At 61.6% G+C, this 26,773-nt stretch carries 28 protein-coding genes and 3 pseudogenes; 14 read left to right on the forward strand and 17 right to left on the reverse strand.

Annotated elements, in window-relative coordinates:
- Positions 1–43: 43 nt before the first annotated feature.
- Positions 44–970 (reverse strand): LysR family transcriptional regulator, encoded by a 927-nt coding sequence (locus tag NDY25_RS07655; RefSeq protein ID WP_168957268.1) that lies wholly within the window; start codon positions 968–970, stop codon positions 44–46.
- A 127-nt stretch (positions 971–1,097) separates the two neighbouring features.
- Between NDY25_RS07655 and NDY25_RS07660 the strand changes: the two genes are divergently transcribed.
- The 6 genes and pseudogenes from NDY25_RS07660 to NDY25_RS07690 all read left to right on the forward strand — a co-directional run bounded on the left by NDY25_RS07660 (position 1,098) and on the right by NDY25_RS07690 (position 7,173).
- Entirely contained in the window at positions 1,098–1,499 is a 402-nt protein-coding gene (locus NDY25_RS07660; RefSeq protein ID WP_168957269.1) for a Rid family hydrolase, read from the forward strand.
- Between the two features lie 505 nt (positions 1,500–2,004).
- Complete coding sequence (locus tag NDY25_RS07665) at positions 2,005–3,189, forward strand: hypothetical protein (RefSeq protein ID WP_168957304.1); 1,185 nt, start codon at positions 2,005–2,007, stop codon at positions 3,187–3,189.
- A gap of 10 nt (positions 3,190–3,199) precedes the next feature.
- Positions 3,200–3,628, forward strand: coding sequence for a type 2 periplasmic-binding domain-containing protein (locus tag NDY25_RS07670; RefSeq protein WP_168957270.1), 429 nt, complete (start codon positions 3,200–3,202; stop codon positions 3,626–3,628).
- Positions 3,625–5,852 (forward strand): annotated as a pseudogene (locus NDY25_RS22865) (methyl-accepting chemotaxis protein). Before NDY25_RS07670 ends, NDY25_RS22865 begins: the two are co-directional and overlap by 4 nt.
- Positions 5,853–6,118: 266 nt before the next feature.
- The gene (locus tag NDY25_RS07685; RefSeq protein WP_256627861.1) at positions 6,119–6,415 is read left to right on the forward strand and encodes a hypothetical protein; all 297 of its coding nucleotides are present in this window, start codon (positions 6,119–6,121) and stop codon (positions 6,413–6,415) included.
- Between the two features lie 20 nt (positions 6,416–6,435).
- On the forward strand, positions 6,436–7,173 hold the full coding sequence (locus NDY25_RS07690; protein ID WP_168957271.1) for a DNA/RNA non-specific endonuclease: 738 nt from the start codon (positions 6,436–6,438) through the stop codon (positions 7,171–7,173).
- 119 nt (positions 7,174–7,292) lie between these two features.
- On the opposite strand, the gene NDY25_RS07695 is transcribed toward NDY25_RS07690, so the two are convergent.
- Positions 7,293–7,523, reverse strand: coding sequence for a DUF1653 domain-containing protein (locus tag NDY25_RS07695; protein WP_168957272.1), 231 nt, complete (start codon positions 7,521–7,523; stop codon positions 7,293–7,295).
- 128 nt (positions 7,524–7,651) lie between these two features.
- Positions 7,652–7,861, reverse strand: a complete 210-nt coding sequence (locus NDY25_RS23120) for a hypothetical protein (protein ID WP_168957273.1) — start codon at positions 7,859–7,861, stop codon at positions 7,652–7,654.
- A gap of 192 nt (positions 7,862–8,053) precedes the next feature.
- On the opposite strand from NDY25_RS23120, the gene NDY25_RS07700 reads away from it, so the two are divergent.
- A complete protein-coding gene (locus NDY25_RS07700; RefSeq protein ID WP_168957274.1) occupies positions 8,054–8,299 on the forward strand; it encodes a hypothetical protein in 246 nt (81 codons plus the stop codon).
- Here NDY25_RS07700 and NDY25_RS07705 read toward each other — a convergent pair.
- The 3 genes and pseudogenes from NDY25_RS07705 to NDY25_RS07715 form a co-directional block, all read right to left on the reverse strand.
- Positions 8,255–9,730 (reverse strand): annotated as a pseudogene (locus NDY25_RS07705) (SulP family inorganic anion transporter); the annotation flags it as partial. The gene NDY25_RS07700 and the pseudogene NDY25_RS07705 sit on opposite strands and share 45 nt — an antisense overlap.
- 377 nt (positions 9,731–10,107) lie before the next feature.
- Positions 10,108–10,884, reverse strand: coding sequence for a type I methionyl aminopeptidase (gene map, locus NDY25_RS07710; protein ID WP_168957275.1), 777 nt, complete (start codon positions 10,882–10,884; stop codon positions 10,108–10,110).
- Positions 10,881–11,093 carry a ParD-like family protein gene (locus NDY25_RS07715; RefSeq protein WP_023905360.1) on the reverse strand — a complete coding sequence of 71 codons (213 nt, stop codon included), beginning with the start codon at positions 11,091–11,093 and terminating at the stop codon, positions 10,881–10,883. The genes map and NDY25_RS07715 overlap by 4 nt, the downstream gene beginning before the upstream one ends.
- 272 nt (positions 11,094–11,365) lie before the next feature.
- On the opposite strand from NDY25_RS07715, the gene NDY25_RS07720 reads away from it, so the two are divergent.
- Positions 11,366–12,436 (forward strand): acyltransferase family protein, encoded by a 1,071-nt coding sequence (locus NDY25_RS07720; protein WP_168957276.1) that lies wholly within the window; start codon positions 11,366–11,368, stop codon positions 12,434–12,436.
- Between the two features lie 95 nt (positions 12,437–12,531).
- On the opposite strand, the gene NDY25_RS07725 is transcribed toward NDY25_RS07720, so the two are convergent.
- The 3 genes from NDY25_RS07725 to NDY25_RS07735 form a co-directional block, all read right to left on the reverse strand.
- A complete protein-coding gene (locus NDY25_RS07725) occupies positions 12,532–13,494 on the reverse strand; it encodes a GlxA family transcriptional regulator (RefSeq protein WP_251755113.1) in 963 nt (320 codons plus the stop codon).
- 66 nt (positions 13,495–13,560) lie between these two features.
- Positions 13,561–14,673 (reverse strand): DJ-1/PfpI family protein, encoded by a 1,113-nt coding sequence (locus tag NDY25_RS07730; protein WP_256627862.1) that lies wholly within the window; start codon positions 14,671–14,673, stop codon positions 13,561–13,563.
- A gap of 148 nt (positions 14,674–14,821) precedes the next feature.
- Positions 14,822–16,033, reverse strand: coding sequence for an MFS transporter (locus tag NDY25_RS07735; protein WP_168957279.1), 1,212 nt, complete (start codon positions 16,031–16,033; stop codon positions 14,822–14,824).
- A gap of 220 nt (positions 16,034–16,253) precedes the next feature.
- On the opposite strand from NDY25_RS07735, the gene NDY25_RS07740 reads away from it, so the two are divergent.
- A complete protein-coding gene (locus NDY25_RS07740) occupies positions 16,254–16,865 on the forward strand; it encodes a TetR/AcrR family transcriptional regulator (RefSeq protein ID WP_168957280.1) in 612 nt (203 codons plus the stop codon).
- 196 nt (positions 16,866–17,061) lie between these two features.
- On the opposite strand, the gene NDY25_RS07745 is transcribed toward NDY25_RS07740, so the two are convergent.
- On the reverse strand, positions 17,062–17,970 hold the full coding sequence (locus NDY25_RS07745) for a LysR family transcriptional regulator (RefSeq protein WP_168957281.1): 909 nt from the start codon (positions 17,968–17,970) through the stop codon (positions 17,062–17,064).
- 110 nt (positions 17,971–18,080) lie between these two features.
- Here NDY25_RS07745 and NDY25_RS07750 point away from each other — a divergent pair, with 110 nt between their 5' ends.
- Positions 18,081–19,184 (forward strand): alkene reductase, encoded by a 1,104-nt coding sequence (locus NDY25_RS07750; RefSeq protein WP_168957282.1) that lies wholly within the window; start codon positions 18,081–18,083, stop codon positions 19,182–19,184.
- Between the two features lie 255 nt (positions 19,185–19,439).
- Here the strand turns inward: NDY25_RS07750 and NDY25_RS07755 are convergent.
- From NDY25_RS07755 to NDY25_RS07770, 4 genes are all read right to left on the reverse strand, one after another.
- Positions 19,440–20,583, reverse strand: a protein-coding gene (locus tag NDY25_RS07755; RefSeq protein WP_256627863.1) for an IS3 family transposase whose coding sequence is annotated in 2 segments (ribosomal slippage) — positions 19,440–20,343 and positions 20,342–20,583 — 1,146 coding nt in all. Because the reading frame shifts where the segments join, the coding sequence is not laid out codon by codon here.
- A gap of 68 nt (positions 20,584–20,651) precedes the next feature.
- Positions 20,652–21,449 (reverse strand): M48 family metalloprotease, encoded by a 798-nt coding sequence (locus NDY25_RS07760; RefSeq protein WP_233366680.1) that lies wholly within the window; start codon positions 21,447–21,449, stop codon positions 20,652–20,654.
- A complete protein-coding gene (locus tag NDY25_RS07765) occupies positions 21,446–21,907 on the reverse strand; it encodes a hypothetical protein (protein ID WP_256627864.1) in 462 nt (153 codons plus the stop codon). Before NDY25_RS07765 ends, NDY25_RS07760 begins: the two co-directional genes overlap by 4 nt.
- 353 nt (positions 21,908–22,260) lie before the next feature.
- Positions 22,261–22,863 carry a hypothetical protein gene (locus tag NDY25_RS07770; protein ID WP_251761834.1) on the reverse strand — a complete coding sequence of 201 codons (603 nt, stop codon included), beginning with the start codon at positions 22,861–22,863 and terminating at the stop codon, positions 22,261–22,263.
- A gap of 255 nt (positions 22,864–23,118) precedes the next feature.
- Between NDY25_RS07770 and xopE the strand changes: the two genes are divergently transcribed.
- Positions 23,119–24,189, forward strand: a complete 1,071-nt coding sequence (xopE, locus tag NDY25_RS07775; protein WP_256627980.1) for a XopE/AvrPphe family type III secretion system effector — start codon at positions 23,119–23,121, stop codon at positions 24,187–24,189.
- A 52-nt stretch (positions 24,190–24,241) separates the two neighbouring features.
- Here the strand turns inward: xopE and NDY25_RS07780 are convergent, their stop codons facing one another.
- On the reverse strand, positions 24,242–24,808 hold the full coding sequence (locus NDY25_RS07780) for a recombinase family protein (RefSeq protein ID WP_075287283.1): 567 nt from the start codon (positions 24,806–24,808) through the stop codon (positions 24,242–24,244).
- 181 nt (positions 24,809–24,989) lie between these two features.
- Between NDY25_RS07780 and NDY25_RS07785 the strand changes: the two genes are divergently transcribed.
- The 3 genes and pseudogenes from NDY25_RS07785 to NDY25_RS07795 all read left to right on the forward strand — a co-directional run.
- Positions 24,990–25,241 (forward strand): AbrB/MazE/SpoVT family DNA-binding domain-containing protein, encoded by a 252-nt coding sequence (locus tag NDY25_RS07785; protein WP_002804328.1) that lies wholly within the window; start codon positions 24,990–24,992, stop codon positions 25,239–25,241.
- On the forward strand, positions 25,238–25,633 hold the full coding sequence (locus tag NDY25_RS07790) for a type II toxin-antitoxin system VapC family toxin (protein ID WP_009602864.1): 396 nt from the start codon (positions 25,238–25,240) through the stop codon (positions 25,631–25,633). The genes NDY25_RS07785 and NDY25_RS07790 overlap by 4 nt, the downstream gene beginning before the upstream one ends.
- A gap of 198 nt (positions 25,634–25,831) precedes the next feature.
- A pseudogene (locus NDY25_RS07795) lies at positions 25,832–26,155 on the forward strand (integrase core domain-containing protein); the annotation flags it as partial.
- A 36-nt stretch (positions 26,156–26,191) separates the two neighbouring features.
- Here NDY25_RS07795 and NDY25_RS07800 read toward each other — a convergent pair.
- Together NDY25_RS07800 and NDY25_RS07805 are read right to left on the reverse strand one after the other, a co-directional pair.
- A complete protein-coding gene (locus NDY25_RS07800; protein WP_168960103.1) occupies positions 26,192–26,335 on the reverse strand; it encodes an EexN family lipoprotein in 144 nt (47 codons plus the stop codon).
- 2 nt (positions 26,336–26,337) lie between these two features.
- Positions 26,338–26,772 (reverse strand): hypothetical protein, encoded by a 435-nt coding sequence (locus NDY25_RS07805; RefSeq protein WP_168960102.1) that lies wholly within the window; start codon positions 26,770–26,772, stop codon positions 26,338–26,340.
- Between the last annotated feature and the right edge of the window lies 1 nt (position 26,773).

Genomic DNA, 26,773 nt, shown 5'->3' on the forward strand with positions numbered 1-26,773 from the left:
TGGGATCGGCAATGCAGTGCGCGTTTCTGTCGCATCACTCCGGTCACCGCAGTGCAGGCGCCCCCACCGGTGCATGCTCGGCCATCAACGCAATCACCCAATCGATAAACACCCGCAGCTTGGCGCTGACATGCCGGTTGGGCGGGAACGCGATCGACAGTGGCATCGGCTCCAGTGACCAGTCGTCGAACAGTTGCACCAGCTCGCCACTGGCGACATGCGCCTTGGCCATGTACACCGGCAACCACAGCACGCCCATGCCGGCCAGGCCTGCGGCCAGATAGGCGTTGCCATCGTCGGACGCCACCACGTAACGCCCCTGCAGATTCACCGCTTCATTGCCGCGCTGCATGACATAGGGCACGGTCTTGTTGTTGCTCCAACGCATGAAACCGACACAGCGATGCTGGGTGTTTTCCAGCTCCTGCGGGTGCGCCGGCGTGCCCAGCCGCTGCAGATACGAAGGCGCCGCATACACACCCGCCTGCAGGTCGCCCACACGGCGCGCAATCAACGATTGATCGGTGATGATGCCGCCGCGCACCACGCAATCCACGTTCTCGCCAATCAGATCCACGCGGCGGTCGCTCACGCCCATATCCAGCTGGATATCCGGATAGCGCGCATGAAATGTCGGCAGCGCCGGCATCAGGATCAGGCGCGCCAATGGGCTGGGCACATCCACGCGCAAGCGCCCGCGCGGCAGCGCCGATGCATCCGACAGGCTGGTCTCCGCATCGTCCATGTCTGCCAGCAGCCGCAGCACACGCTCGTAGTACGCCGCGCCGTCGGCAGTGACATGCACCCGGCGCGTGGTGCGGTTGAGCAAGGTCACGCGCAGGCGTGCCTCCAGCTGCTGCACCAACTGGGTCACGCTGGCCCGGCTCATGTGCAAGGTCTCGGCTGCCTTGGTGAAACTGCCGGTCTCAACCACACGCGCAAACGCCTGCATCGCGTCGAACCGATCCATCGCCACTCCCGACTCCAAGATTGTTTGGATTCTACAAATAGTGTTGGCCGGGGTTGCCGATTTATCACAGCCGCGCAAGCGCTTACCGTGGCTGTCTGTTCCGACTAGACGCTTGATGGAGATCCCCATGGCAACACGTGACGTTGTTTTTCCGCAGGGGCGCCACGCCCTGTATGAGCGCCATCGCTATTCCCCGGCGGTGCGCGCCGAGGGCTTGTTGTTCGTCGCCGGCCAGGTCGGCAGCCGCGAAGACGGCTCGCCGGAACCGGAGCTGGCCGCAGAGATCGCCCGCGCTTTCGACAATCTCGACGCCATCCTCGCAGCGGCCGGTTGCACCTCGCAGGACGTCGTCGACGTCACCTTGTTCATGGTCAACCCGGAAGTGGTCTTCGAGGCCATGTGGGAAAAGTGGGTCAGCTACTGGGGCCCGGCGCCCTATCCCACCGTCACCGCAGTGGGCGTGACCTGGCTGGCTGGTTTTCGGTTCGAGATCAAGGTGGTGGTCAAACTGCCGGCGGAGCAGCAGTAACCGGTTTCAGTAACTCGTCGGTGGTTACTTCGTCGCTCCTGCGTACTACTGAAAAGTCCTTGATGGCGAAATTCCCACTAGCGATAAATCACTAACACGGTCGATCGAAGTAACTCGAAGAATCGCCACGCCTGGCTTGCCAGTGCGTGGCGATTTTGTTATCGCGCGCGCTCAAGGCAACAGCAGCACTGTCCAATTCGACTGCATAAAAGACGGCCTTGGCGTTCTAACTCCATCATTTATCGCGCCGGCAACCGACAGGCCACAATTGCGGACGATTATGTCCGCAGATACTGACGCAAGCTGTTTCAAACCCGTGAATCAGGCATCTCGATAGAGCATCACTATCGTCAATTTCTACAGCCCTTCGAAATTTCAACCAGTCAATTTGAATTGTAAAAATCTCGCTAAAGCAACGATGCAGACGGCCGCTACCGCAATCCAGGGTGTTGCGACGCCCATCACCGTTCTGCCCGCGCGCCGCCATGGCGCTGCGTCCATCACAATCAGCCGAGATTTCAATAAGGTGACCGTCAAGCTTCTCAGTGGCGCCATTGCCCTGGTTTCGTCGACCTGCGCCTATGCGCAGCAGGACGCGATGTTTTCCTTCAGCGGCTTCGGCACGCTGGGCGTGATGCATTCGACCGAGGACCAGGCCGACTTCACGCCCGACATCCAGACCGAAGAAGGCGCAGGCGCCAGTCACTCCACCTCGGCCCGTCCGGACTCGCGCATCGCCGGCCAGGTCAATGCCAACTTCACCGAGAAGTTCACCGGCGTGTTGCAGGTGACCAGTGAGTACGCCGAGCGTGGCGATTACGATCCCAAGGTCACACTGGCGCATGTGAAGTACCAGTTCGGCCCGCAGTTCGCCGCACGCCTGGGCCGCATCACTGCGCCGCTGTACATGCTCTCGGAGTACCAGCGCGTCGGCTACGCCACGCCGTGGGTGCGTCCGCCCTACGAGGTCTACAACTACTTGCTGCCGATGGACGGCGTCGAAGGCGTGTACACCATCAATGCGGGCGAAAGCGTGGTCAGCGTGCAGGGCTTTTACGGCCGCATCAATTCGAAGAAGGCCGATGTGTACGCCATGCGCGGCCTGGCGCTGGGCCTGGAATCCGGTGCGTCGACGTTCCGCGCCGCCTACATCGTGGGCACCACCGATTTCGACACCCCGCAGCTGGACCGCCTGTTCTCGGTCTATCAGCGCATCAACCCGGCGTTGGCCGACCGCCTGACCACCTACGGCGTGGACGGCAGCTTCGCCAGCGTTGGCTATGCCTACGATCCGGGCAGCTGGTTCCTGCGCAGCGAAGTGATTCGCGCCGATTACTCGCCTTCGCTCAACGGCAAGACCACCTCCGGCTATCTCAGTGTGGGCGGGCGTTTCGGCACGCTGACGCCGTCGATCACCTATGCCAATGTCGATCGCAAAGGCCCGACCATCGCCCCCGGTCAGGATCCTGTCGGGGTGATGACACGCGCCCTGGCGCAGGCCGAAAGCGGCCGTCACAGCTTCACCGCTGCGCTGCGTTGGGACGCGCGTGAGAGCGTCGCGTTCAAGTTGCAGGCCAGCCACATCAACAACAACGCGGGCTCGTTCGGGTCGTTGAACAACATCCAGCCGGGCTTCCGTCCGGGCGGCAGCTACAACCTGCTGTCGGCGTCCGTCGACTTCGTGTTCTAAGAGAGCCCCCATGACCATTTCCAAGTGTTTTGCAGCCTCCCTGCTTGCTGCGTTGTCGCTGACTGCGTTCTGTGCCAATGCCGATGTCGTGGTGGTGATGTCGGCCAAGGGCGGCCCGGACAGCCTGAGCGCTGCGCAGGTGTCGCAGATCTTCCTGGCCAAATCCAACAGCCTGCCCGGCGGCGGCGCGGCCGTGCCGATCGATCAGGAAGAAGGCGTCGCCACCCGCGATGAGTTCTACAAGAAAGTGGCCTCGCGCGATTCGGCGCAGCTGAAGTCGTATTGGTCCCAGCTGATGTTCACCGGCAAGGCGCAGCGTCCCAAGCGTGTCAGCGGCGATGACGCGGTCAAGAAGGCCGTTGCGGCCACACCGGGCGCCATCGGTTACATCAGCGCCAGTGCAGTGGACGCCAGCGTCAAGGTCGTCCTGAAGCCGTGACCCGCCACCTGCTCGAGACTCAAGTCATGAGACGCATTCTGTCGCTACCGTTGTTCTGGAAAATCCTGATGCCGGCAGCGGTGGCGACCATTTGCCTATCGAGCTATGTGGCCTTCAGTACGCTGGTGTTTCACCGCAACAACGACCGGCTGGAAGCGGTGCGCGACGTGCATTTCCCCATGCTCGATGCGATGACGCGCAACGTGGCGGCGCTGGACAAGCTCATTAACGGGCTCAATGGCGCGGCCGCTGCGGGCGATGCCGATATGTTGGCGGCCACCAAGCCGGTGGCCGACGAGATCCACGGCTCGTACATAAAATTGCAAAAGGCCGACCCGGCCAATGCAAAAGAGCTGGCACGCCTGGGCAAGGAGTTCGATCAGTACTACAGCCTTGCGCACGGCGTGGCTGCCGCGTTCGTGGAGCAGCGCGAGCCCGATGCGCAGCAGATGAGCGCGATGGCACCGGCACTGGAGACCTATCGCAGCACCCTCACCGCCATGCAGAAGCGCGCCGATGCGCGGTTTCGCGGCACCGTGCAGGAAGCACTGGACAGTTCGATCACCGCGAGCATGGGCGGCCTGATCCTGGGGTTGGTCGGCGCGGTGGTGTGCATTGGTTTTGGCTGGATCGTGGCGCGTGCCATCACCCAGCCGCTCAATCGCGCGATCGGCATTGCACATGCGGTGTCGTCGGGAAAGTTGGAGAACACCATCTCGATCGATCGCAACGACGAAGTGGGCCAACTCCTGCAGGCGATGGACAGCATGCAGCGTCAGCTGCGTCGCGTGATCCAGGCGCAGACCGAGATGGGCGACAAGCACGAAGCCGGCATGGTCAGTCACCGTATTGCCGAGCAGGAATTTCCCGGCGAATTCGGCAGCATGGTGCGCGCCAGCAACACGCTGGTGTCCAGCCATCTCGCAGTGACCATGCAGATCGTTGCGTTGACCGAACGCTATGCCGCAGGCGATCTGTCGCAGCAGCTGGCGCCGTTGCCGGGCGAAAAAGCGGTGATCAGCCAATCGATCAACGATGTGCGGGCCAGCCTGTTGTCGATCAACAGCGAGATCAAACGGCTGGCCTCGGCTGCGCTGGCGAAAAAGCGGTGATCAGCCAATCGATCAACGATGTGCGGGCCAGCCTGTTGTCCATCAACGGCGAGATCAAGCGGCTGGCCTCGGCTGCGGCGGCGGGCGACTTCAGCGCACGTGGCGACGAGACCGCGTTCGAACACGATTTCCGCCAGATCGTGGTGGATCTCAATCACTTGATGAGCACCTCGGACAAGAGTCTTGGCGAGGTGTCGCAGGTGTTGCAGGCCATTGCCAGCGGCGATCTGACCACACGCATGCACGGCACTTCTTCCGGTGTCTTTGCGCGCATGCGCGACGATGCCAACACCACGGTGGATCGCCTGACCGATATCGTCGGGCGCATCCAGCATTCGTCCTCGGAGATCGATACCGCTGCCGGTGAAATTGCCGCCGGCAATCAGGATCTGTCGCGGCGTACCGAGTTGCAGGCCGCCAACCTGGAAGAAACCGCTGCCTCGATGGAAGAACTCACCGCCACCGTCAAGCAAAACGCCGAACACGCCCGTCAAGCCAACGCGCTTGCACGCAGCGCTGCCGGCGTGGCCTCGCAAGGTGGCGAGGTGGTCAGCCAGGTGGTCGGCACCATGTCGGGCATCGAAACCTCGTCCAAGAAGATCGCCGAGATCATCAGCGTCATCGACGGCATCGCGTTCCAGACCAATATTCTGGCCTTGAACGCGGCGGTGGAAGCGGCACGTGCCGGCGAACAGGGCCGCGGTTTTGCCGTGGTGGCAAGCGAGGTGCGCACCTTGGCACAGCGCTCGTCCGGTGCGGCCAAGGAGATCAAGGGGCTGATCGCTGCATCGGTGGGCAAGGTGGCCGAAGGCTCGGCACTGGTGCGCAAGGCCGGCACCACCATGACCGAGATCGTGGCCAGCGTGAATCGCGTCACCGACATCATGGGCGAGATCACCGCGGCTTCCAGCGAGCAGTCGGCCGGCATCGAGCAGGTCAACCAGACCGTCATCCAGATGGACGAGACCACGCAGCAGAATGCGGCATTGGTGGAAGAAGCCATGGCTGCGGCACGGGCGATGGAGAAGCAATCCAGCACGCTCACGCAATTGGTCTCGCAGTTCCAACTGGAGCCTGCCACCGAACAGCAGCTGGTACGACACGTCGCATAGCGGGTCGATCGATCGATCGACCCGAACGCCTCGCCGCACGCTCGACACCCCTCTCTGCACGCACTGCAGACGAGGGGGTTTTTCGTTTTGGGATCATGCGATTGCGAAGCTGAGGCGATGTGGTGATCCGGCAGTGTTGCCCGGCGAGCCGCTCCCCCTTCCCATCGAGGAGTGCCCCTGCGTTGCCGACAGGGCCAGCCGAAGCTGGCGTACTTCCTGACCTTCACGTCAGTGGTCCTCCGACGTTACCCACAGCGCATTGCTGATTGCGCGCCGCTGCAAAAGCACGGTTCAAACGCGCATCTGCCCGCTCCGGGCATAACCAATCGCTTATCGCCTGCGCGCCGTATGCACGAAAAATCCTGATAAACATCACACTTTTATCGAAAAAAGTGGTGCGAGTGCACATTCCTCACGCCCACGTCACCAACAAGAAACATTTGCGTGAGATAGCTGTTGCGCTCGCTAACCACCGAGCCAACCTGTTCCCCCTTCCAGCGCGCGTTCCGCTGAACGTCGATCTGCTCACCGGCAGCCGGCGGTGGCTTCGTGCGTCCGAATGATTCCAAGGAGATTCACTCCCATGCGCTTCAGGACCTTCTTCGCCGTTCTGCTTCTCACCGCTTTCAGTGCCACCGCAAATGCACAGGTCGTCACCCTCAACAAGGGCGGTTACACCCTGAGCTACGACTGCACCAACCACACCGCGCTGCGCTACGAATACGTCCTGCAGGCCGATACCGGCTCGGCGGCGCGTCCGTCCAGCTTCAATCTGGATACCGAACTGCCCAGCGGCTGCGCCGGCCAGACCTCCACTGCCTCCTACGCCAGCGTGCGCACCGGCTACGATCGCGGCCACCTGGTGACCTCCAACCACATGGACTACAACGCGACCTACATCCGTCGCGCCAACCTGATGTCCAACATCGTGCCGCAGGTGGCCAGCTTCAACCAGGGCATCTGGGTGCGTGCCGAAAACGTGGCCGAGTGTTACCGCGACATCGCCAGCGTGCAGGTCTACGGCGGGGTGATCTACAGCGACACCACCAACGATTACTTCCTGACCAGCCACGGCATCCGCACCCCGGATTTCTTCTGGAAGACGATCATCACCGCCAACCCGAGCGGCGGCACGCGCGCGATCAGCTGGCTGATTCCCAACAGCGCCACGCTCGGTTCGCTCGATAGCTACATCGTCAGCATCGACGAACTGGAAGATCTGTACGGCGCCAGCGCCATCGGCATCACCGCACCGGCCGCCGTCAAGGCCATGCTGCCCGCCACCACCTGGCCGCAGCCAAGCAATTGCGACCTGAGCTGATTACCGATTAGGTACGCGATGTAAAAAGCCCGGGCATGCCCGGGCTTTTGATTGGCTTCACACCATCGCCATGCACGACAAAAAAGACGGCTATTGGCCCTGTGAGCTGCAGGCAACCGTTACTCCACAAACTCAAAGCGCGGGCGTTCAATTCCCTCCACTTCGACCTGCTCGACAAACATCGCATAGGGCCGCACCCACATGCCGATGTCGCTGTCCAACGGGCGGTAGAGCACCTGCGGCTCAAGCGTCTCGCTACTGCGCACGACACCTAGCACCTCATAACGGCCACCCTTGAAGTGGCGGTACTGCCCGAGCGCGATGGAAGGCAGTGGCGGCAAATGATCCATGGACGTCAACGTGATTGAGGGCCAGCCAGTTTAAGCAGCCAGCGCGGCCACAGCCAGAACATGCCGCAACACATGCGGCATCTTCTTGAACTCAGCAACGCACCAGTGCACGCATTGATTCAGAGCGGCTACTGCTCATCCTCTTCGTCGACCTCATCGTCTTCTTCGTCATCGTCCAGATCCACGTCGGCATCCACTTCGTCTTCGATGGCATCGTCGTCGTCGATCTCGCTGTCCTGCGCAGGCCCGTCCTGGATCGCTGCATGATCCTTGCCGGGTGCCTTGACGCCGTTAGGCGGTGTGGTCGGGTCGTCTACGCCGTTTTCGTAACTGCTCATGATCAGCTCCAGCGGCAAAGGACCGCAAAGCCACCCTCCTCCCGGCCATGTGATGCGCACGTGTGTCCTGCGCACCGGCCGGACCGCTCGTCGCAGCCACGTCATCCGGTGACGCATGAGGCTGTCTCGCCGGCACTGCATCCGGACCGCGCTTCCGTCCGTAGCTACCATCACGCCTACAAAGGAAACACCATGCCGAGCCTGATCCACGATCTGCACGACCTGCTCGCATCCTGGAAGGCAGAGGCACAAACGTTCGACGCCTGCGACATGCCGGCCTCTGCGCTCGCCTTCCGGGAGTGCCACCGCCGCCTCAGCGCGCTGCTCGGCGAGCATGCGTCTGCTACAACTGCGCCGGGCGCCGCCACCGCCGCGCATGAGCGACAGACCTCGGTGACCCACCCGCAAGCGCGCGCCAGCGCGCCGGTGGGTTCCTAAGCGCTCGATCAGCGTGTCGCTGGCCTGATTCAAGCCGACGATGTCGACTGTGGCGCCGTGCGCACGCAGCTTGAGCATCACCCGATCCAGCGCTGCCACCGCGCTGATATCCCAGAAGTGCGCGTGGGTGAGGTCGATCAGCACCCTGGGCGGCGTGCGCAGCACATCGAAGCTGGCGGCAAACTGCGCGGCCGAGGCAAAGAACACCTGGCCGCGCACGGCATAGACCCGCATACCGTCGTCGCGATCGATTTCCTGCACCTGCAACATGCGCCCGACCTTGCGCGCGAAGAACAGTGCCGACAACAACACCCCGGCAAAGACGCCTTTGGCCAGATCGTGCGTCCACACCGTGACCACGACGGTGCCGAGCATCACCACCGAAGAACTCTTGGGGTGCGTGCGCAGATCGCGTAGCGATTCCCAGCTGAAGGTGCCGATGCTGACCATGATCATCACCGCCACCAGCGCCGCCATCGGAATCTGCCGCACCCAGTTGGCGCCGTAGACCACCATCAGCAACAGCACCACGCCGGCCACCATGCACGACAGGCGCCCACGCCCGCCGGAGCGCACGTTGATCACCGATTGCCCGATCATCGCGCAACCGGCCATGCCGCCGAAGCAGCCGGCAAGCATGTTTGCCAGCCCCTGGCCGGCGCATTCGCGGTTGCGTTGCGACGGCGTATCGGTCATGTCTTCGACGATCTGCGCGGTCATCAACGACTCCAGCAATCCCACCACCGCCAGCGTCGTCGACACCGGCAGCAGGATGCGTACCGTCTCCCAGCGCAGCGGCACATCCGGCAGCAGAAACACCGGCAAACTGTCGGGCAGACGGCCCATATCGCCCACGCTGCGGATATCGATCTGCCAGTACGCACACGCCACGGTGAGCACCACGATGGCAACCAGCGGCGAGGGAATTGCCGTGGTGAGGCGCGGAAGCAGATAGATGATGGCCAAGGCCGCTGCACACACCGCATAAACCGGCCATGGCATGCCGATCAGCTCCGGCAACTGCGCAAGAAAGATCAGGATCGCCAACGCATTGACGAAGCCGGTGATCACCGAGCGCGACACGAAGCGCATCAACGCGCCCAGCCGAAACGCCGCCGCGATCAGCTGCAGCGCACCCGCCAGGACGGTAGCCGCCAACAGATACTGCACCCCGTGATCCTTGACCAACTCCACCATCAACAGCGCCATCGCGCCGGTCGCTGCGGAAATCATGCCAGGGCGGCCACCGGCGATGGAGGTCACCACCGCGATACAGAACGCAGCGTAGAGCCCCACCTTGGGGTCGACACCGGCAATGATCGAAAACGCGATCGCCTCGGGAATGAGGGCAAGTGCAACCACGATGCCGGCGAGCACATCGCCACGCACATTGCCGAACCATTGCTGGCGCAACGAGAAAAATCTGGACATTGAAACGACTCCGCGCACCGGCAAACACACGGCGCGAATACATGAACGTCGAACACCTGGACCTTCGCAGAGACTGCGAGCGCGTGATGCGTCAGGTCAGGGTGGCGTCATGGTGTCGGAAGAGGTCGCTATAGACGAATGTCGATGCTAACGCGTTGAAGCACTGCAGAACAAGACGGGCCGCGCAGCCCGCATACCGAGTTGCTACAGTCGATTCAACACTCGACAACGGATGCCCGATGTTCAAGCTGTTGCTTGTGCTGTTGGTGATCGAAGGCGTTCTGCAGATCGCCTGGAATCGGCCGTATTTCAGATGGGGACTGCCCGTGTTCAAACGGCGGATTCCGGTGACCAGCACCCAGCTGGCCTGTTTTTCATTAGCGCAGGTCGAAAACGCGGTTGAGCAAACGCGCTGGCGTCAGCACACGCACGCCGGTGCGCGTCACCGCCACGGTGTGCTCGAACTGCGCCGACAACTTGCCGTCGCGCGTATGCACCGGCCATTGATCCGGCTCGGCGCGAATCGCCGCCCTGCCCTGATTGATCATCGGCTCGATGGTGAACACCATGCCGTCCTGCAGCTCCATCCCGGTGCCGGCGTGGCCGTAATGCAGAATCTGCGGGTCTTCATGCATCTCACGCCCGATGCCGTGCCCGCAATATTCCTTCACCACGCTATAGCCGTGCTCGCGCGCATGCCGCGCAATTGCATGGCCGATGTCGCCTAATCGCGCACCAGGGCGCACCGCCGCGATCCCTTTCCACATCGCCTGATACGTGGTTTGCACCAACCGCCGTGCCGGGTACGCCACCTCGCCAACAAGGTACGTGGTGCTGGAATCGGCAATGAACCCGTTTTTCTCCAGCGTGATATCCAGGTTGACGATCTGCCCATTGCGCAGCACATCATCGGCCGATGGCACACCGTGGCAGACCACATCGTCGATCGAGGCGTTGAGCACGAATGGAAAATCGTACTGGCCCTTGCTGGCCGGTCGCGCATCCAACTCATCGACAATCATCCGCTCGACAAAGTCGTTGAGTTCCAGCGTGCTGCGGCCTTCGAGCGGCAGCTGATCCAGCGCATGAAACACCTGCGCCAGCAGCTGACCGGAGGCAGCCATCAAGGCAACTTCGTCCGGCGACTTGATCATGCCCGTGCTGGCTTCAAGGCCTGCGGCCGCACCCCCGCCGCACGCAGCTCCTGCGCCACGATCTGCTGAAACGACGCCTCCGGATTCATCTCGCACAACATGCCGACCTTGATCCAGAAATTGGCCTGCGCATTGATCGAGCGGCTGGTCACCGTGCACGCGCGGCGCAACTGATCGTGAAGCTCGTCGTCGATGTTGACGATGCCCATGACTACTCCGAAAGTAACGATATACGAATCATATACGAAACATATATTGCCACACAATTTCGGTTCTCTCGGAGATGAAATGCGCGACCGATCGCCCCACCGACTTTGCTTTCACGCAACTGAATCGGCATTCATAACGCCAACAGCTGGATGCAACCAATTTGTCACGTAGGCGCACTCACGCGGGAAGGTCCCCCGGCCGCCAAAGACAAACCATCCATGCCCCACGCAAACCCCTGTTTTCCGCAACTCCCGATCAGCAGGAAAGATCGATGAGCTCCGCACAGCGCATCGATGCGCTCACCGGAATTCGCGGACTGGCCGCCCTGCTGGTGGTCTATTCGCATCTTGCGGAAGACGGATTCTTCTCGCGTAGCCATCTGTATCCGGGCGAAGTGGGTGTCATGGTGTTCTTCACCTTGAGCGGATTCTTGATGGCCTTTCTGTACGGCCACAAGCAATTCGACTACGCCTCCGTGGTGCGCTACGGCATCTCGCGTTTTTCGCGGATTGCCCCGGCCTATCTGTTTGTGGTGATCGGTTCCTATCTGATCTACAACTTGATCGACCCATCATTCGTCTACGCGATCACCCATCAGAACCTGCTGCGTCACCTGTTGTTCTCCGGCAACGTGTCCGCGCTGTGGAGCATTCCGCCGGAGGTGCAGTTCTATGCGGTCTTCGTTGGCCTATGGTTCGCACTGTGGAAATTCAGAAACCAAGGCAACGCCTCCGTGCTTGCAATCGTGCTGACCGCGATTTTTCTGCTGATCTCCTACCGCGACCAACTGCCCGGCACCTTTGTCGGCTCCAAGATGCAGTACTTCTTCTCGGGCGTGCTGTTCGGGTTGTTCCGCAATCAAGCCTGGTCCGACAAGGGCATGCGCACGCTTGCGTTGCTGCAAGGCCTGACGCTGATCGTTATCGGCCTGGTCATCGCACGCATCCTGCCGGTGGAATTCGGCAGCAAGCGCGAGTTCTACAACTATCTGGAAGGCGCGTTGTTCTCGGGCATCTTCGTGTTCATGTTCTCCTTCGATACACCGCTGAGCAAGCTGCTGTTCGGCCACCGGCCCATCATGATGTGTGGCGAGTTCAGCTTTTCGATGTATCTGCTGAACATTCCGGTGATCTATGTCGCCATGAAATTGCTGGGCGACCACGCGCATACCCCGGCCATGGCCGCGCTGATCACCTTGGTGGTTTTCTTGCTGGCATGGCTGATGTATCGCGTCATCGAGCTGCCCGGTAACACGCTGTTGCGGCGCATTGGAACCAGGCTTTTCGAATCGCGTCCGTTAGTGGCTCCTGCGCGTACCGAAGCGACCGATACCATCAAATAACCTACCGCTTTGTTTGAAGTAGCCGTGCGTTGGGAGCGTCGTGGCCGAGGCTCTCCCCGACGTTCTCGCATCGCGTACTCGCAACGATGAATGCATCAGGCGATGGCGAAACGCTCGTCCGCTGCGGTGCCCTGGAAGCGATCCCGGTAGTCGCCCGGGGCTACGCCCAAGACATGCAGGAAGGTGCGACGCAGCGTCTGTTCGTCCGATAAACCGGTCAGCGCCGCAATGCGCTTGATCGGCGCGTTTCCGGATTCCAGCAGGCGGCGCGCCGCTTCCACGCGTAGCGTTTCCACCGCCTTGGCTGGGGTGACACCGCATGTGCTGCGGTAGACGCGTGCGAACGTGCGCGGCGACATCTTCATGCGGCCGGCAAGCGTTTCCACCCGCAGATCCTCATGCAGGTTGGCGGCCATCCACCCGTGCAGTTCCGCAAAATCGCCGCCCGCGCTGGTCTGCGCCGACAACGGTGTGCTGAACTGCGACTGCCCGCCCGAGCGCTTGACGAACACCACCAGCTGACGTGCCACATCGATCGCAAGCCGGTGACCATGATCGTCCTCGATCAGCGCCAGCGTCAGGTCGATACCCGCCGTGACGCCGGCCGATGACCACACATGTCCATCGCGCACGAAGATCTTGTCGGCGTCCGCGCGCACGCTCGGGTGCAAGCTGGAGAGCCGGTCCGCCCAACCCCAATGGGTCGCTGCACGCCGGCCATCCAGGTGCCCTGCGGCGGCAAGCAAAAACGCACCGGTGCAGATCGAGCAAAGCCTGCGAACGCTGGCGCCGCGCGCGGCCACCCACTCAACCAATCCAGGCGAGACGGCGTAAACCGCGCCGCGGCATCCACCTGGCGCCATCAGCGTATCGATGGCGACATCGTCCAGCGAGGCAATCGCCACCGACATCACCTGCAGACCGGAGCTGGTCGTCACCAGGCCACCGCTCTCGGACGCGACGGTGATCTGGTAGCGCGAACTGCCCCCAGCCAGGGGCGCGCATTGATTTGCGGTGTGCAGTGCCTGCACTGGCCCGGTGAGGTCAAGGACATTCATGTCTTCGTGCGCAAGCAGCACAACGTGACGCGAAGGAGATGAGTCGGACATGGAGGCCTTGCGCATTCAGCGCGGATAGTCGGGATATTCAAATGCCAGCGCAACGCCCTTGGCAGTTGCTCGACCATAGCGTTGCATGATGCCATCGAGCGCACCATTCAAAGCTGGCACCGGCATCGGGTCGGCCGGGGCGACGAGTGGTACCGTGCTGCCCCGCTCGCGCTGTCGGTCGGGCACGATGACAAGTCCATGCCGCGTGACGAAGGATGCGCCAGTGGTAGAGACGACGGACGCGCGGCTTCTCCCAGTGGTGGAGTACGCATCCACGGTCAGCGCAAGTGTCGCCTCATCCATCCCGGGTGCGCCCAGCACATCGATCTGCTCGCCACTGTGCAGCCATCGGTTGGTATACAGCACCTGCGCCAGCGGCCACGCGGTTGTGCCAAGGCGGGGACGGAATGCATCAGTGTCGTGCTGCGGCGACCAATCCTTTGCACCGAGCGTCGATGCCAGTTCCTGCGCCTTCGCCTGCCCGCTGATGGCCTCAACCAACGCGATCGATGCCGGGATCGCGGCGCTCACGCCCGCGGTAGAGATCCACGTTCCATCCGCGACATAACGCCTATTTGGCGTCCAGCGCATGGCTGGAAATGTCTCGGCGCGGCTGGCGCTGGTCGACCAATGCGCCGTGGCGCGGCGACCATCGAACACGCCCATCTGTGCGGCGATGAGTGCCCCGTTGCAGATGGTGACGATGGTCGCGCCGTGCGCAGATTGCTGTTTCAACCATGCAAGTAGTCGCGGTTCGGAAGCCTGAGCGGCCACGATGACGTAGTCAGCGCCTTCTGGCTGCGCGGCATCGAACTGGGCCACGGTTGTGTCTGTCGCGATCTTGAAGCCGGGGCTGCCAAGGTCGGTGAAAGTTGCCAGTGGCCCCTCATCGAGGGTGACAGCGACGACGTCCATGGTGCCGGCACGCGAGAGAATCGCGAACGGCACCAGAAAGTCGCTGACTTCCACGCCGGCATTGTTTCCCACCACCGCAGTCACCGGGCGGGCACGCGCCGTACGAGCACGGTAGGGCGGCAGCGTCGCCTGTGCCGTTGCAGCGATATCCGGGGCGCCGCGCGCCGGCGGTGCAGGCCGCGCCGCCGGCTCGGCACACCCGGCAAGGATCATGCACGCAGCCCAGGCAGCGCGACGGATAACGCGGTGAAACATCAGGGGGGCCATGGCGATGCCGCAGAGGAGATGTCCGCTGATTCTTCCGCCACAACCTGCTGTCGGCAATGTCGCTGATCCGTCATTTACTGCCACGGCTAACAGGCTAATGGCCGACAACTGGCGCGCGTGTGCCCGCAGCAAACCCGTGACTTCGAGCGCGCCATGCAATGCAAAATCCAGCCGCCAGCAACAAGGCCATGGCCGCCGGAAAGGTCTGCGCGCCCCATTGGTCCAGCAGCACGCCGCCGACTACACCACCACCGGCGATGACACTGTTCCAGGCAACGACATTGAGCGACAGCGCAACATCGGCCCCTTCTCCTGCGCTATCGGCAAGTGCAGTCTGCAGCAGCGTCGCGGCTCCACCGAATGTCAGACCCCACACCGCCACACACCCGTAAACGACGGGCTGCATGTCCTGCAGTAGCGCCAGCACCACAGAGAGTGCGAAGAACGTCGCCAGCGAGATCAATACGGTGCGACGCAGGTGATGCTCCACCAGCTTTGCCGCCACGCCGATACCAACCAGTGCAGCTGCGCCGAACACCAACAGCAGCACGTCCACACGATGGCCCAGCCCCGCGTGTGCGGCAAATGGCGCCACATAGGTGTAGAGGATGTTGTGGGCCAACATCCACGCCATCACGGTGGCGAGCACGGGACGCACGCCAGGAGTGCCAAGCACCTTGCGCAGCGGCACACGCTGCGCTGCCGATTGGCCGGGATAATCGGGCACCTTCACCAGCACCCAGACGATCAAAACGACTGTCAGAACCGACATCGCGGCAAACGCACTCCGCCAGCCCAGCATGCCGCCCATCCAGGTGCCCAGCGGCACGCCCAGGGAGAGCGCAATCGGTGTGCCCACCATCGCAATCGCCATGGCCCTGCCTTGCTGTTCCGGCTGCACCATGCGCCGGGCGTAACCGGCCAGCAGGCTCCAGGCCAGGCCTGCCGCTGCGCCAGCAAACAAACGCGCCACCAAGGTCAAGCTGTAGTTGGTTGAGAGTGCAGTGATGGAGTTGAACACCAGGAAGCCGATAATGGTGAGCAACAGCACGTTACGTCGCCTCCACTGCTGGGTCGCGATAGTCAGCGGGATTGCAGCCACCACCGAACCCAACGCATAAGCGGTCACCGTCTGCCCAGCCAGGGCGGGAGTGATGCCAAGGCCTGCGGACATATGCGGCAACAATCCTGCAGGAAGGGTTTCGGTCACGATGCAGATGAAACCGGTCATCGCCAGCGCCAACAGGGCAGTGATGGGTAACGGCGCGGGGATTGCACTGGCCGTTGATGTGTTTGGAGAGGTCACATGCTGTCCTTGGTTGAGATAAGTTTCGGGCCAAATCACACCGATCCGTATCGATCGGTATATATATAAGCCAAAAAAAACAGGCCATTTACCGAACAGCTTGTCCGTGCCTGCTATCGAAAGAAACATATATGTATCGCTCGGTATGTATATTACGAAGCGACCACATTGTCAACGACATATGTATCGACTAGTCTGTATGTAGGTATCGGAGAGTGCAATGGCACAGATGGGAAGGCCACGCAGCTTCGACCGCGACACCGCGGTTGAGCAAGCGCTTCACCTGTTCTGGGAACAGGGCTACGAATCCACCTCGTTAAGCCAACTCAAGGCGGCGATTGGCGGCGGCATCACCGCGCCCAGCTTCTACGCAGCGTTCGGCTCCAAGGAGGCACTCTTCAAGGAATGCATGGAACGCTACCTGGCGAACTACGCGAAGGTGACTCACTGCTTGTGGGACACCTCGCTTTCTCCAAAGCAGGCGGTGGAGCTTGCACTGCGCCGCTCAGCCAAGATGCAATGCGAGCGCGGCCACCCAAAGGGCTGCATGGTCACGTTGGGAGTGATGAGTGCACCATCACCGGAACTCTCTGCGCTCTGCACCCCACTGACGCGCTCGCGTGCCCGCACACGCGCCGGCATCCGCGCCTGCGTGGAACGCGCCATCGCCAACCGAGAACTCGGGCCGGATGCCGACCCCGCTGCACTCACATGCGTGTTCGACAGCTTCCTGCTTGGGCTATCCACACTCGCCAGGGATGGCATGAGCTTCAAGGCGATGGATGCTGCCATTACGCAGCTCATGGGATTCTGGGACGCCCAGACCCACTAGGCAGGCAGCACTTCAACCCGTGCGCCGCAGAACGCCGGGATGGCGTTCGCTGCGGGATGATAGAGCTAGATTCATTTGAGAGCCCGCGTGCCTCGCTGCGCCTGGCTCTCATGGTCAACTTTCGCAGTGAATGACTCAAGCCGCCGGACCTGATTACCGGTATCGATGGTAGCGGCAGCGCGCATTGTGTGACTTTTTAGTCGAAGGTGCCGATAGCGGAAAGCCGCACCAACTCGTCCACCACGTAGCGCACCTTCGGGCGCAAGTGGCGCGTGCGCGGCCAGAGCGCGAAAATTTCGATGCAATAGGCCGTGCACTCTTCCAGGACGAGCTGCAGCCTGCCCGACTGGATGTGCGGGCGCACCAGCGAGATCGGCATTTGGCAGATGCCCAGACCTGCGATCGCAGCGTCGATGACAGCGTCCCCGTCATTCAACTGGTGCGTTCCTTGCGGCACAAAATCGCTGGCGGTCACCTCATCGCCAAACCTCCAGCCGACAGACTGGCCGTTGCGGAAGCCGACGATGCTGCGATGCGCCTGCAGCTCCTTGATCGTGCGAGGCGTTCCGTGTGCAGCGAGATACGCGGGTGATGCACATAACACCAGTCGCTGCCGTCCCAGTTTGCGCGCAACCAGGCCACCGGAGTTCTCCAATCCGCCAAACCGAATCGTCAGGTCGATGCCTTCCTGGGCCGGGTCGATCAGATGGTCGTTGAAAGAGAGCGTGTAATGGAGATCGGGATGCACTGCGCCGATGCGAAGCAGGATCGGCAACATGACGTGGCGGCCGAAAGACGACGGCATGTCCACACGCAGCCGGCCGGCCGGCAGTGACGACTGAGAGGCCAGGCTGGCTTCTGCGCTGGCGATCTCTTCCAACGCAGCAGCGCATGTTGCGAAATAGGATTCACCATCTGCAGTGAGCGCGATGCGCCGCGTGGTGCGGTGGAACAGACGCACGCGCAGCCGCGCCTCCAGGCGGGCGATCGCTTTGCCTACCGCCGAACGCGAGATCCCCAGGGAATCGGCCGCCTCGGTAAACGTCCTGGAACGTGCAGCGGTGGCGAAGGTGACAAGTCCATTGAGTGTCTCGACAGGGAGCATCGGAAGTCCTTTGGGGAATTGGTGTCCCCAATGCTGGGACTCTCAGCACCTTTATGTGCATCGAAGTCAACCATACCTTCTTTAGCCTGTCCCTACCAAATAGCCCCCCCATGACATTAAAGATCTTCCAACCCTTCGATCTCGGCGGCACCCAGCTGAGCAACCGCGTCGTCATGGCACCGATGACCCGCGCCCGCAATCCGGGATGCGTGGCGAACGCATTGACGGCGACGTACTACGCCCAACGCGCGAGCGCAGGTCTGATTGTCAGCGAGGGCACTCCCGTCTCGCAGCAAGGCCAGGGCTACATTGATGTGCCCGGCATCTGGTCGCAGGAGCAGGTCGCCGGCTGGAAAGTGGTGACCGATGCAGTGCATGCCCGGCAGGGCAAGATCTTCGCCCAGCTGTGGCATGTGGGCCGCATGTCGCATACCTCGCTGCAGCCCAATGGCGCCGATCCAGTGAGCGCGAGCACGCGCCCGGTTGCATCCAGCTCCAAGAGCTATGCATTTATCTACCGCGAGGACGGAACGCGCGGGACGGCTGAGCCCAGCCCGGCGCGTGCGCTCGAGACCGAAGAGGTGCCAGGCATCGTCAGGGATTTCGAGCAGGCGGCCCAGCGTGCGATCGACGCAGGCTTCGACGGCATCGAGGTCCACGCCGCCAATGGCTACCTCTTCGAACAGTTCCTCAACCCGATCACCAACGACCGTGTCGACGCCTACGGTGGTTCGCTGCAGAACCGGGCGCGGCTCATTCTCGAGACCGTGGATGCAGTGGCCGCGCGCATCGGCTCCCGCAAGGTGGGAATCCGCCTTGCACCGAACAATCGCCAATTCGACATGCCCGCGTATGCGGAGAGCGAGGCCAGCTACCTCTACCTGGCCGAAGAGCTGGCCAAGCGTGAGCTTGCGTATGTGCATCTAAACGACAACCACGCAAATGGTTCCCCGGACATGAGCGAAACATTCCTCGCAGCGTTCAAGCACACATACGGCGGCACGGTGATCCTTGCGGGCAAATTGAACCTGGAACGCGCAACTCGGTTAATCGATCAGGCGGTGATCGACCTGGCCGCGTTCGGCCAGCCCTTCATTGCAAACCCGGACCTGGTGGCACGCCTGCAGACAGGGACCTCGCTCGCGTCTCCGGATCGTGACACTTACTACGGCGGTGGTGCGGAGGGTTACACCGATTATCCGGTCGCAACCTGAAGCACAAGCATCCACCTCTTCGATGCGTCCGTCGGCGGCTGGCGCTGCGCGCTGCGAGTTCGCCTCCATGGGGATATCGCAGCGCACATCGGCATGCTCCTGCGCCAGGCTGTAGCGCGCTTGGCGGTGTGTTCGAGTGACGCGTCGTCCCTTAGCTGGCGGTACACGTGGTCGCCGGTGGCTCGCCATTGACCTGCGCGAGCGCGTGCAAACACAGTGGGCAACGGGGTGATACGCCCAGGGTTCCGTAGACACTCAAGACCCTCGTTGCGCGTAGCGCCGTTCAAACTCTACAGGGGACAAGTCGCCAGTTGAACCGTGGCGGCGGTTGGGGTTGTAGAACATCTCGATGTAGTCGAATACCTCGGCGCGAGCGGCGTCCTTGGTGGGATAGGTCCGCCGCCTGATCCGCTCGCGTTTGAGCAGGCCGAAGAAGCTCTCTACGGGTGCGTTGTCGTGGCAGTTGCCACGCCGACTCATGCTGCACACCAAGCCATGGGACGCCAGGAAACTGCGCCAGTCATCGCTGGTGTAGACAGACCCTTGGTCCGAGTGAACCAAGCAACCAGTGTTGGGTTTGCGCCGCCACACCGCAGACAACAAGGCCTGCACGACCAACTCGGTGTCGGCCCGATCGCGCATCGCCCAGCCGACGACCTGCCTGGAAAACAGATCGATCACAACAGCCAGGTACATCCAGCCTTCATGCGTGCGGATGAAGGTGAAATCGCTCGCCCAGGCCGTGTCCGGCTCCGTCACGTCGAACTGTCGGTCAAGCAGATTGGCAGCCGCCTTGCACTGCATCCCTCCATGGAAGCGCGGTTTGCGACCATAGCCCACCTGGGCACGCAGTCCCTCGGTGCGCATCAGCCGATGCACCCGATGGCGACTACAACGCTCACCCAGATCGCGCAGATCCGTGGTGATCTTGCGATGCCCATAGACACTGCCGCTGGCCAGCCAGTGGTGCTTGATTAGTCCAAGCAAGCGATCATCTTCCTTGGCGCGCTCACTGTTGGGCGAGCACAACCAGGCGTAATAACCCGACCGGTTGACCCGCAATACCCGGCACATCGCACACACCCTGAATTCCCCGCAGTGGGCTTGCATGAAGGCGTACTTTGCCTTTACCCCTTGGCAAAGTACGCGGCGGCCTTTCTAGGATGTCGCGCTCCTCGGTCACTCGACGCAACTCTGCCTTCAGCCGCCGAACCTCGGCGCTCTGGTCCACCTCGGCGCGATGCACCACGCCAGACTTGCCGAACGTGCGCAGCCAGGCGTACAGGCTGTGCGTCGTGACACCCAGCCGCTCGGCGACTTCTGCCACCTTGAACCCACGATCAGTCACTTGCCGGACCGCCTCGATCTTGAACTCATCCGTATACCGCTTGCTGCTCATAGACACCTCCGAATCGACCATTTTCCATGGCCTTGAGATGTCTAGGAAACCCTGGGCGTATCACTCGATTAAGAGTCATTCTGATGCCGAAGATGATGTGCAGTTTGCCGTGTCGCAAGCGCGAGCGGGAGGGCGCTTCCGTCCCGGTCCGCTACCTGAGCAGAAGGAACTGATCGCGCCCGCAGCCCGAAAGGAATAGGTTGCGACCAAAGGTCACAAGGTCCATTCAAGCGGCGCCGATGACAAACAGAGGGTCTGGACTGGCCGGTTCGCGTTGAACTGTCTCGTGCAAAGGCAATGCGTCGCTCTGCCTCAGCACCTAGCTCGCCGCCATCCTTGATCCGGGCGCACGCGTGCAGCACAGCTGTCATAGCAGCCGGATCACCGGCCATGCGATTGGCAAAACGGTCAGCGCGCAGTTCCTCGGCGTAGCTGTCCCGGCGGGCGCGTCGATCGGTGCGCTCGGCAAGCTGCCCAGCGACCACGGCTGCAACAATGCCCAGCACAAGCGCACACAAGGTCTGCGGGTCGGTGATGGCCAGCGGCTTTGCGGCGAAGCTGCCGACAGCGGCAGCGGTCATCGCGCCAACCACCAGCGCGAGCGCTGGCGGCCAGAAGTAGCTGCCGACCCGCTTGAGCATCGTGGCGCGCCGCTGGGCATGGCCCACTTCGTGGGCGAGCAAGGTGTAACGCTGGTTGGCATCGAGTGTGAGCGCGAGTGTTTGGGACACCGCGATGGTGTGCGTGAGCGCGTTATAGCGTGCATTGCGATGCCGCCAGAGCCTCACGCGCGGTGGCGCGATGTAGGCGTGGGCAGCGATCGCATCGACCGTGGCCTGCAGCTGCAGGCGCGTTGCAGTGGTCATGGGGATGCTCTGGTGGCACGGGCAGCTTTCCGGGTGCGCGGCAAGCCGGGCAATTTCAGCTGCGCCCGATCGCTGGGCAGGATCTTGGCGACGGTGGCCACCGTCGCCGCGCCGGCCCGCTTCTTGGCCGGCGGCTTGGCGGGTTTGCCCTCGCGCTGGATCTTGGCCAACGCCTTGAGCGCGGCAGGGCGGCCGCGTCGGTAGACCTTGGGCGCGCGCACGTAGTTGGCCGGCAGCACCTCGAACACCGTCACGCCCAGCGCCAGCAGCTGGGCGGCGGCGGTGTCGAGCGAGGCAAACACGCGTGGCTCGCCACGCTGGCCGGTCAGTTGCTTTTCGGTTTGGCCAACCCGCACCATCACGGTGTAGCCGCCGACCTGGCCGACCAGCTGCACGGTGCGCAGCACGCCGGCACTGGCGAGGGCGGCCAAGGTGGTGATGGACATGGGTGATGTCATGATCGAGCTATCAAACAGTGCTGTTTGATGCTCGATCATTTGGAGCCGCGCTGCAAGCACTCTCGCGGCGAGGGGCCTGGCGGACATAACTGCCAATTCCACGCAGTGGCGCGCCTGCCAAGCGATAGGGCTTTTGCGTAGCCGGGCGGTAGAGCATTTGCTTGTCAGGGCGGTATGCAATTGCTATTGCATCGCCCGGGCGCATCCGTTAGAGTATTCACATCTGGATATATACGGAGCCTAGTAGTCACCTCTAGGTGTTCAGACGCCGCCACTGGTTCCAGGCCTACCGCCGGTTGATGGGAGCAATCCCTAAGGGCTTCCGCGAAACCCCCCGAAAGGGGGGTTTGTTTTTAGCGCCGCAGCGGCGGTCGGCGGACTGGCCTGCCGGTCGCGCGATTCAACAGCAGCCGCCACCCCTTAATGCGATCGTCCTTCTTGAACTTGTAGGGGTCGTTGTCGGCGTCTTCGTCGCGCACATAAGCGCTCTCAACGTAGATCCGAACTGCGCCCCGGCCTCGCGCCGCAACATTGAAATACACCTCGTATTGCGCGCCTGGTGGGTAGCCGGGAATCAGCTCCTGCAGCTCCATCGTCAGGAAGTTGTCGCCATTGGTAAACAAGCAGGGGCGCTGATCGAGCGTCCGCATGATGTCGGGCAGGAGCGCTGAGGCTGCATAACGCGCGGGATGAAAACAGCGCCAGATCCGACGCTGGTCGATAACCAGGTCGTCGTGGCCTGCGTGGAAGACCAGCGCCGGCCCTTGCTTGGGCGGGCCCTTGCTGACGCAGTGCGAACTGAATTCCACGGATACAGACACCGCCACCGCCGCCCGGTCGGGCGTGGCAATGGTCACTTGGTAAGTGAATGGCTGCAGATGCGCCAGTGAAAATTGGGCATCGTCAATCCCGATAAATCCCTTGGCCAGATGATCCGGCCAGTACTTCTCCTTCATCGATACACGCCCTTCTTGCTCCAACACCGATTTACCCGGCAACAGAGTGCAGCCACAGCGCCGCTACCAGCAATGGATGACTCGGCATTGCCCCAGGGTTCGCCGCAATCTTTCAGATGGGCAGGCGTGCTTGCCGGCAAGCACGCGCGCGTACCAGCGCCAATCCTTCGTGGTCCCAGCCATGACTTCGGTGAGCCTACGCTAATCGGAGAGCTTCTCGCTAACCTTGATGACTCAGTACTGCAGGAGCTGGAAATGGGTCTATGCGTTTCGAAGCCGAGCGTGGCAGGGTCACCTGACCATTATGCAACTCACGCCCTAGAGCAAACCCCGCCCTCTACGCCTTCATCCTCCGAGGCGCCCATGTCACCCAGCCTGCATGGCTTGCCATCACTCGGGGCTCGCAGGGCGAGGCGGGCGGGCGCCGGGCGCCCGACCCTACAGCCGCACGAAGTTCAGCAGGCGGCCTACCAGCTTGGTATGCGCCTCAACGACAGACCCATCGAAGATGCGCGCGACCGCCAACGCCTTGCCGACGCCACAGCGACGGTGCACGAGACACGACTCGCCTTGCACCTTGGACGAGGCAATGTCGATAGCGATCTGAGGCTCAGCAACGGACGGAGCGCCACCTACAGCGCTCTGTCCTACACCCTCAGTAGAAATGACCAGAATTCATGGGCAGGAAGCGCACTGGCTTTGGGGGCTGGCAACTGTGACGAGAACGCAGCGATCAATGCACGTCAACATGCCGTCCGCATGGAGGATGGCGGGCAGATGATGACCGTACGTGACTACGGGGTGCCCCACATCTACGCGCTTTACCAGCCACCAGGCGCGATAGAGGCGGAGGAGTCCGCGGTGGTCCTTGACTCGTGGTGCGATGGTCCAGCCGTGCGACTAGGGGATTCGCGCTGGGCCGAAACGTACCGAACGACCACCACTGTAGTTGAACGATTCGACAAGCCTGACGCAATCGAAGCGCTGGACAGGACAAACGGATTCAGAGCCGAGATCGAGGATCCGCAAACTGCGCGGCATGCGTATGCGCGCGACATGGGGGCAGTCTTTCTTGCTAACCATGCCAAGCATGCGCCGGGCTACATCTTTTCCTCGATGCCGGTCATCGCCCCGGATCTTGCCGAAGGCACGCGTCAAAGACTGCAAGAGTACTCACAAGGGACGCTTGAGGATTTAGCCGCCGATGCTGCGCGGCAAGCCTACGGGCTGGATGAAGCGCAGCCCATTTCGCCGCGCACGACAACAGCGATCCTGGAGGACGCAGAGCGACTGGACGCCTTGGGTCGCCCGCCCTTGAGTTGGTGAACTGTCCTCTGGTCGCGGATGTGTCATTCTCAGAGGACAGCTGCACGGAATGTCAGAAGTTGGCTGCACTAGTGGATTGCAGCGCGGCGTATAGAGCCGTCTTGCTCACCTTGAGCCGTTTAGCGGCCTCTCGGACATTAAGCCCGTTGGCGATGTGCTCCCGCGCTCGCTGCAACTTGTCGGCCGTGACAACCGGCTTTCGCCCGCCCTTCCGCCCGCGTGCGGCGGCAGCGGTCAGCCCGGCCTTGGTGCGCTCGCGGATCAAGTCGCGCTCGAACTGGCCCAGTGCGCCGAAGACGTGGAAGATGAGCCGTCCGCCCGGCGTGGTGGTGTCGATGCTTTCGGTCAGCGACCGGAAGCCGACGCCACGCGCTTCCAGCGCGGCGATTGTCTCAATGAGGTGTGGCATCGAGCGCCCGAGCCGATCCAGACGCCAGACGGCCAGCACGTCGCCGGCGCGCAGGTAGGCCAGCGCATCAGCCAAGCCGGGCCTGTCGGCCTTGGCCCCAGAAGCCGTGTCCTCAAAAACGCGCTCGCAGCCTGCCTTGCGTAGCGCATCCGTCTGCAAAGCGGTGTCCTGTTCCGCCGTCGATACCCGCGCATAGCCGATCAGTACCATTACCGCCCCTTTTGTCCGTCTTTCTGTCCGCCTATCATAATGTCCGAAAACCCGTTAAGCAAGTGCATTGCCGGACAATGTCCGGCATGGCCGACTAATGATCGTTTGACGGACATTGACAGTAAGGCAGTTTTGCATTACAATGTAAAGCATCAACCTTGGATTGCGAGGGCAAACCATCATGACCACATTGACCGTTACCGCACGGGGACAAGTGACGTTTCGGAAGGACGTACTGCAACACCTCGGCATCAGGCCAGGCGACAAGATCGAACTGAACTTGCTGCCAGATGGTCGGGGCGTGCTCAAGGCGGCCCGGCCCGCAGGGACGATAGCCAGCTTTGTCGGCCTGCTCGCGGGCAGGACGCAGAAGGTTGCAACCATCGAAGAAATCAACGAGGCGGCGGCGCAAGGCTGGGCAGGTAAGCAATGAAGGTCGCCGTCGATACCAACGTCCTTGTGCGTGCGGTTGTGCGTGACGATCCCGCACAAGCGGACGTTGCCGCCGCAGTCTTGACCGACGCCGAGTTGATCGCGGTCGCGTTGCCGTGCCTATGTGAATTTGTTTGGGTGCTGCTGCGTGTCTACGGCTTCCAGCAAGCCGACGCGGCCAGCGCGATCCGGGCACTACTGGCCGCCGCGAATGTGGAAGTGAACCGGCCTGCCGTGGAGGCTGGCTTGCTGGTGCTCGACGCGGGCGGAGACTTTGCCGATGGCGTCATTGCCTACGAAGGCAACTGGCTTGGCGGGGAAACCTTCGTTTCCTTCGATAAGAAGGCGGTGGTACTTCTCACAGCGCAAGGGCAATCAACGCGCCTTTTGTGACGGACATGAGCATGAACGAATTCCGTCGACTGGCCGCGAAGATAAGGGGCGGCAGGGATTCGTGTAAAAAACAGCCAAAAGTGAGCTAATCGCTGTTGGTAGTGGAGTTTTGTTACCCAGAAATATCCGCTAACTCACTGATGCAATGGGTGAAATCCGAGCTTGTGAGTCATTTTTACACGTATGTCGGCTGAACCCCAGGCAATGGTCGTCTGGGCGCATGCACGTGGCGTGCAGTTGCGGCTGAACCAACCAGGCAAACCGAACCAGAACGCCTACGTCGAATCCTTCAACGGCCGGCTACGCGATGAATGCCTCAACGAGCACTGGTTCCCGACGTTGCTGCACGCGCGTACCGAGATCGAACGCTGGCGACGCGAATACAACGAGGACCGACCCAAGAAAGCAATTGGCGGCATGACGCCGGCTGCGTATGCCCAACATCTGGCAAACACCGATATCATCAACCCGGACTCTAAACCCGACCGCTACTCAGGGCGGGGGACGTCGCTGGGTGGCTAGTGTGCCCGGAGACCTCTAGTTATGGATGGATCAACTTTACGGGAGGCTGACACAGGCCGCCAGTACCGCATTGCGTTGCTCTTTGTCGGCTTTGAAATCTGCGACAGTGCGGGTTGGCTCGTTGTTGTTGCAACCAGCCAAAAGGGAGGCGAGCGAAAACACATAGATGAATTTTTTCATGGTTAAATTCTCTTAGTAGAGCGCGGCATTTGCGCGAGTGCAGCGGAAACTTCCGAAGCAACGATGATTTGGCGTATTGCAAGCCATCTTAGTGCCGCTTCTGGCATGCCGGCACGTGTGGCATCTAGAAAGCGCTCTCTGCCATTTATGAACGCAAGCCCGATAAACGACGCTGTCAACACGAACGCTACTATATTTGCTTCCAAGTCTGTGATCTTCTCGACGCTAGGAATAGAGATTCCAAGCGTATCGTACAAAATCCAGTAAAGTGCAGGTAATGCAATAGAAATTCCGCATATATCTAGGCAAAACATGTGCGCGTCGCCGCGCAAGGCATCATTGAAACGAGCAATTCCAAACTTTCGGACTGATAGCCAGAACCGAATAGGAAGTTGAATATATCCAGCAATCAGCATTAGCTCAATGAAGTACAGCATA

It is taken from the genome of Xanthomonas hortorum pv. pelargonii (assembly GCF_024499015.1).
Lineage (GTDB): Bacteria > Pseudomonadota > Gammaproteobacteria > Xanthomonadales > Xanthomonadaceae > Xanthomonas > Xanthomonas hortorum_B.

What these genes read in the sequence shown, in the direction of transcription:
- NDY25_RS07800 (WP_168960103.1), bottom strand. Translation starts at nt 26,335, where the DNA reads ATGAAAAAATTCATCTATGTGTTTTCGCTCGCCTCCCTTTTGGCTGGT.
- NDY25_RS07700 (WP_168957274.1), top strand. Translation starts at nt 8,054, where the DNA reads ATGCCGAGCCTGATCCACGATCTGCACGACCTGCTCGCATCCTGGAAG.
- NDY25_RS07725 (WP_251755113.1), bottom strand. Translation starts at nt 13,494, where the DNA reads ATGAATGTCCTTGACCTCACCGGGCCAGTGCAGGCACTGCACACCGCA.
- NDY25_RS07740 (WP_168957280.1), top strand. Translation starts at nt 16,254, where the DNA reads ATGGCACAGATGGGAAGGCCACGCAGCTTCGACCGCGACACCGCGGTT.
- NDY25_RS07785 (WP_002804328.1), top strand. Translation starts at nt 24,990, where the DNA reads ATGACCACATTGACCGTTACCGCACGGGGACAAGTGACGTTTCGGAAG.
- NDY25_RS07715 (WP_023905360.1), bottom strand. Translation starts at nt 11,093, where the DNA reads ATGGGCATCGTCAACATCGACGACGAGCTTCACGATCAGTTGCGCCGC.
- NDY25_RS07660 (WP_168957269.1), top strand. Translation starts at nt 1,098, where the DNA reads ATGGCAACACGTGACGTTGTTTTTCCGCAGGGGCGCCACGCCCTGTAT.
- NDY25_RS07730 (WP_256627862.1), bottom strand. Translation starts at nt 14,673, where the DNA reads ATGATCCTTGCCGGGTGTGCCGAGCCGGCGGCGCGGCCTGCACCGCCG.
- NDY25_RS07805 (WP_168960102.1), bottom strand. Translation starts at nt 26,772, where the DNA reads ATGCTGTACTTCATTGAGCTAATGCTGATTGCTGGATATATTCAACTT.
- xopE (WP_256627980.1), top strand. Translation starts at nt 23,119, where the DNA reads ATGGGTCTATGCGTTTCGAAGCCGAGCGTGGCAGGGTCACCTGACCAT.
- NDY25_RS07765 (WP_256627864.1), bottom strand. Translation starts at nt 21,907, where the DNA reads ATGACATCACCCATGTCCATCACCACCTTGGCCGCCCTCGCCAGTGCC.
- NDY25_RS23120 (WP_168957273.1), bottom strand. Translation starts at nt 7,861, where the DNA reads ATGAGCAGTTACGAAAACGGCGTAGACGACCCGACCACACCGCCTAAC.
- NDY25_RS07760 (WP_233366680.1), bottom strand. Translation starts at nt 21,449, where the DNA reads ATGACCACTGCAACGCGCCTGCAGCTGCAGGCCACGGTCGATGCGATC.
- NDY25_RS07695 (WP_168957272.1), bottom strand. Translation starts at nt 7,523, where the DNA reads ATGGATCATTTGCCGCCACTGCCTTCCATCGCGCTCGGGCAGTACCGC.
- map (WP_168957275.1), bottom strand. Translation starts at nt 10,884, where the DNA reads ATGATCAAGTCGCCGGACGAAGTTGCCTTGATGGCTGCCTCCGGTCAG.
- NDY25_RS07770 (WP_251761834.1), bottom strand. Translation starts at nt 22,863, where the DNA reads ATGAAGGAGAAGTACTGGCCGGATCATCTGGCCAAGGGATTTATCGGG.
- NDY25_RS07720 (WP_168957276.1), top strand. Translation starts at nt 11,366, where the DNA reads ATGAGCTCCGCACAGCGCATCGATGCGCTCACCGGAATTCGCGGACTG.
- NDY25_RS07790 (WP_009602864.1), top strand. Translation starts at nt 25,238, where the DNA reads ATGAAGGTCGCCGTCGATACCAACGTCCTTGTGCGTGCGGTTGTGCGT.
- NDY25_RS07670 (WP_168957270.1), top strand. Translation starts at nt 3,200, where the DNA reads ATGACCATTTCCAAGTGTTTTGCAGCCTCCCTGCTTGCTGCGTTGTCG.
- NDY25_RS07745 (WP_168957281.1), bottom strand. Translation starts at nt 17,970, where the DNA reads ATGCTCCCTGTCGAGACACTCAATGGACTTGTCACCTTCGCCACCGCT.
- NDY25_RS07780 (WP_075287283.1), bottom strand. Translation starts at nt 24,808, where the DNA reads ATGGTACTGATCGGCTATGCGCGGGTATCGACGGCGGAACAGGACACC.
- NDY25_RS07655 (WP_168957268.1), bottom strand. Translation starts at nt 970, where the DNA reads ATGGATCGGTTCGACGCGATGCAGGCGTTTGCGCGTGTGGTTGAGACC.
- NDY25_RS07690 (WP_168957271.1), top strand. Translation starts at nt 6,436, where the DNA reads ATGCGCTTCAGGACCTTCTTCGCCGTTCTGCTTCTCACCGCTTTCAGT.
- NDY25_RS07750 (WP_168957282.1), top strand. Translation starts at nt 18,081, where the DNA reads ATGACATTAAAGATCTTCCAACCCTTCGATCTCGGCGGCACCCAGCTG.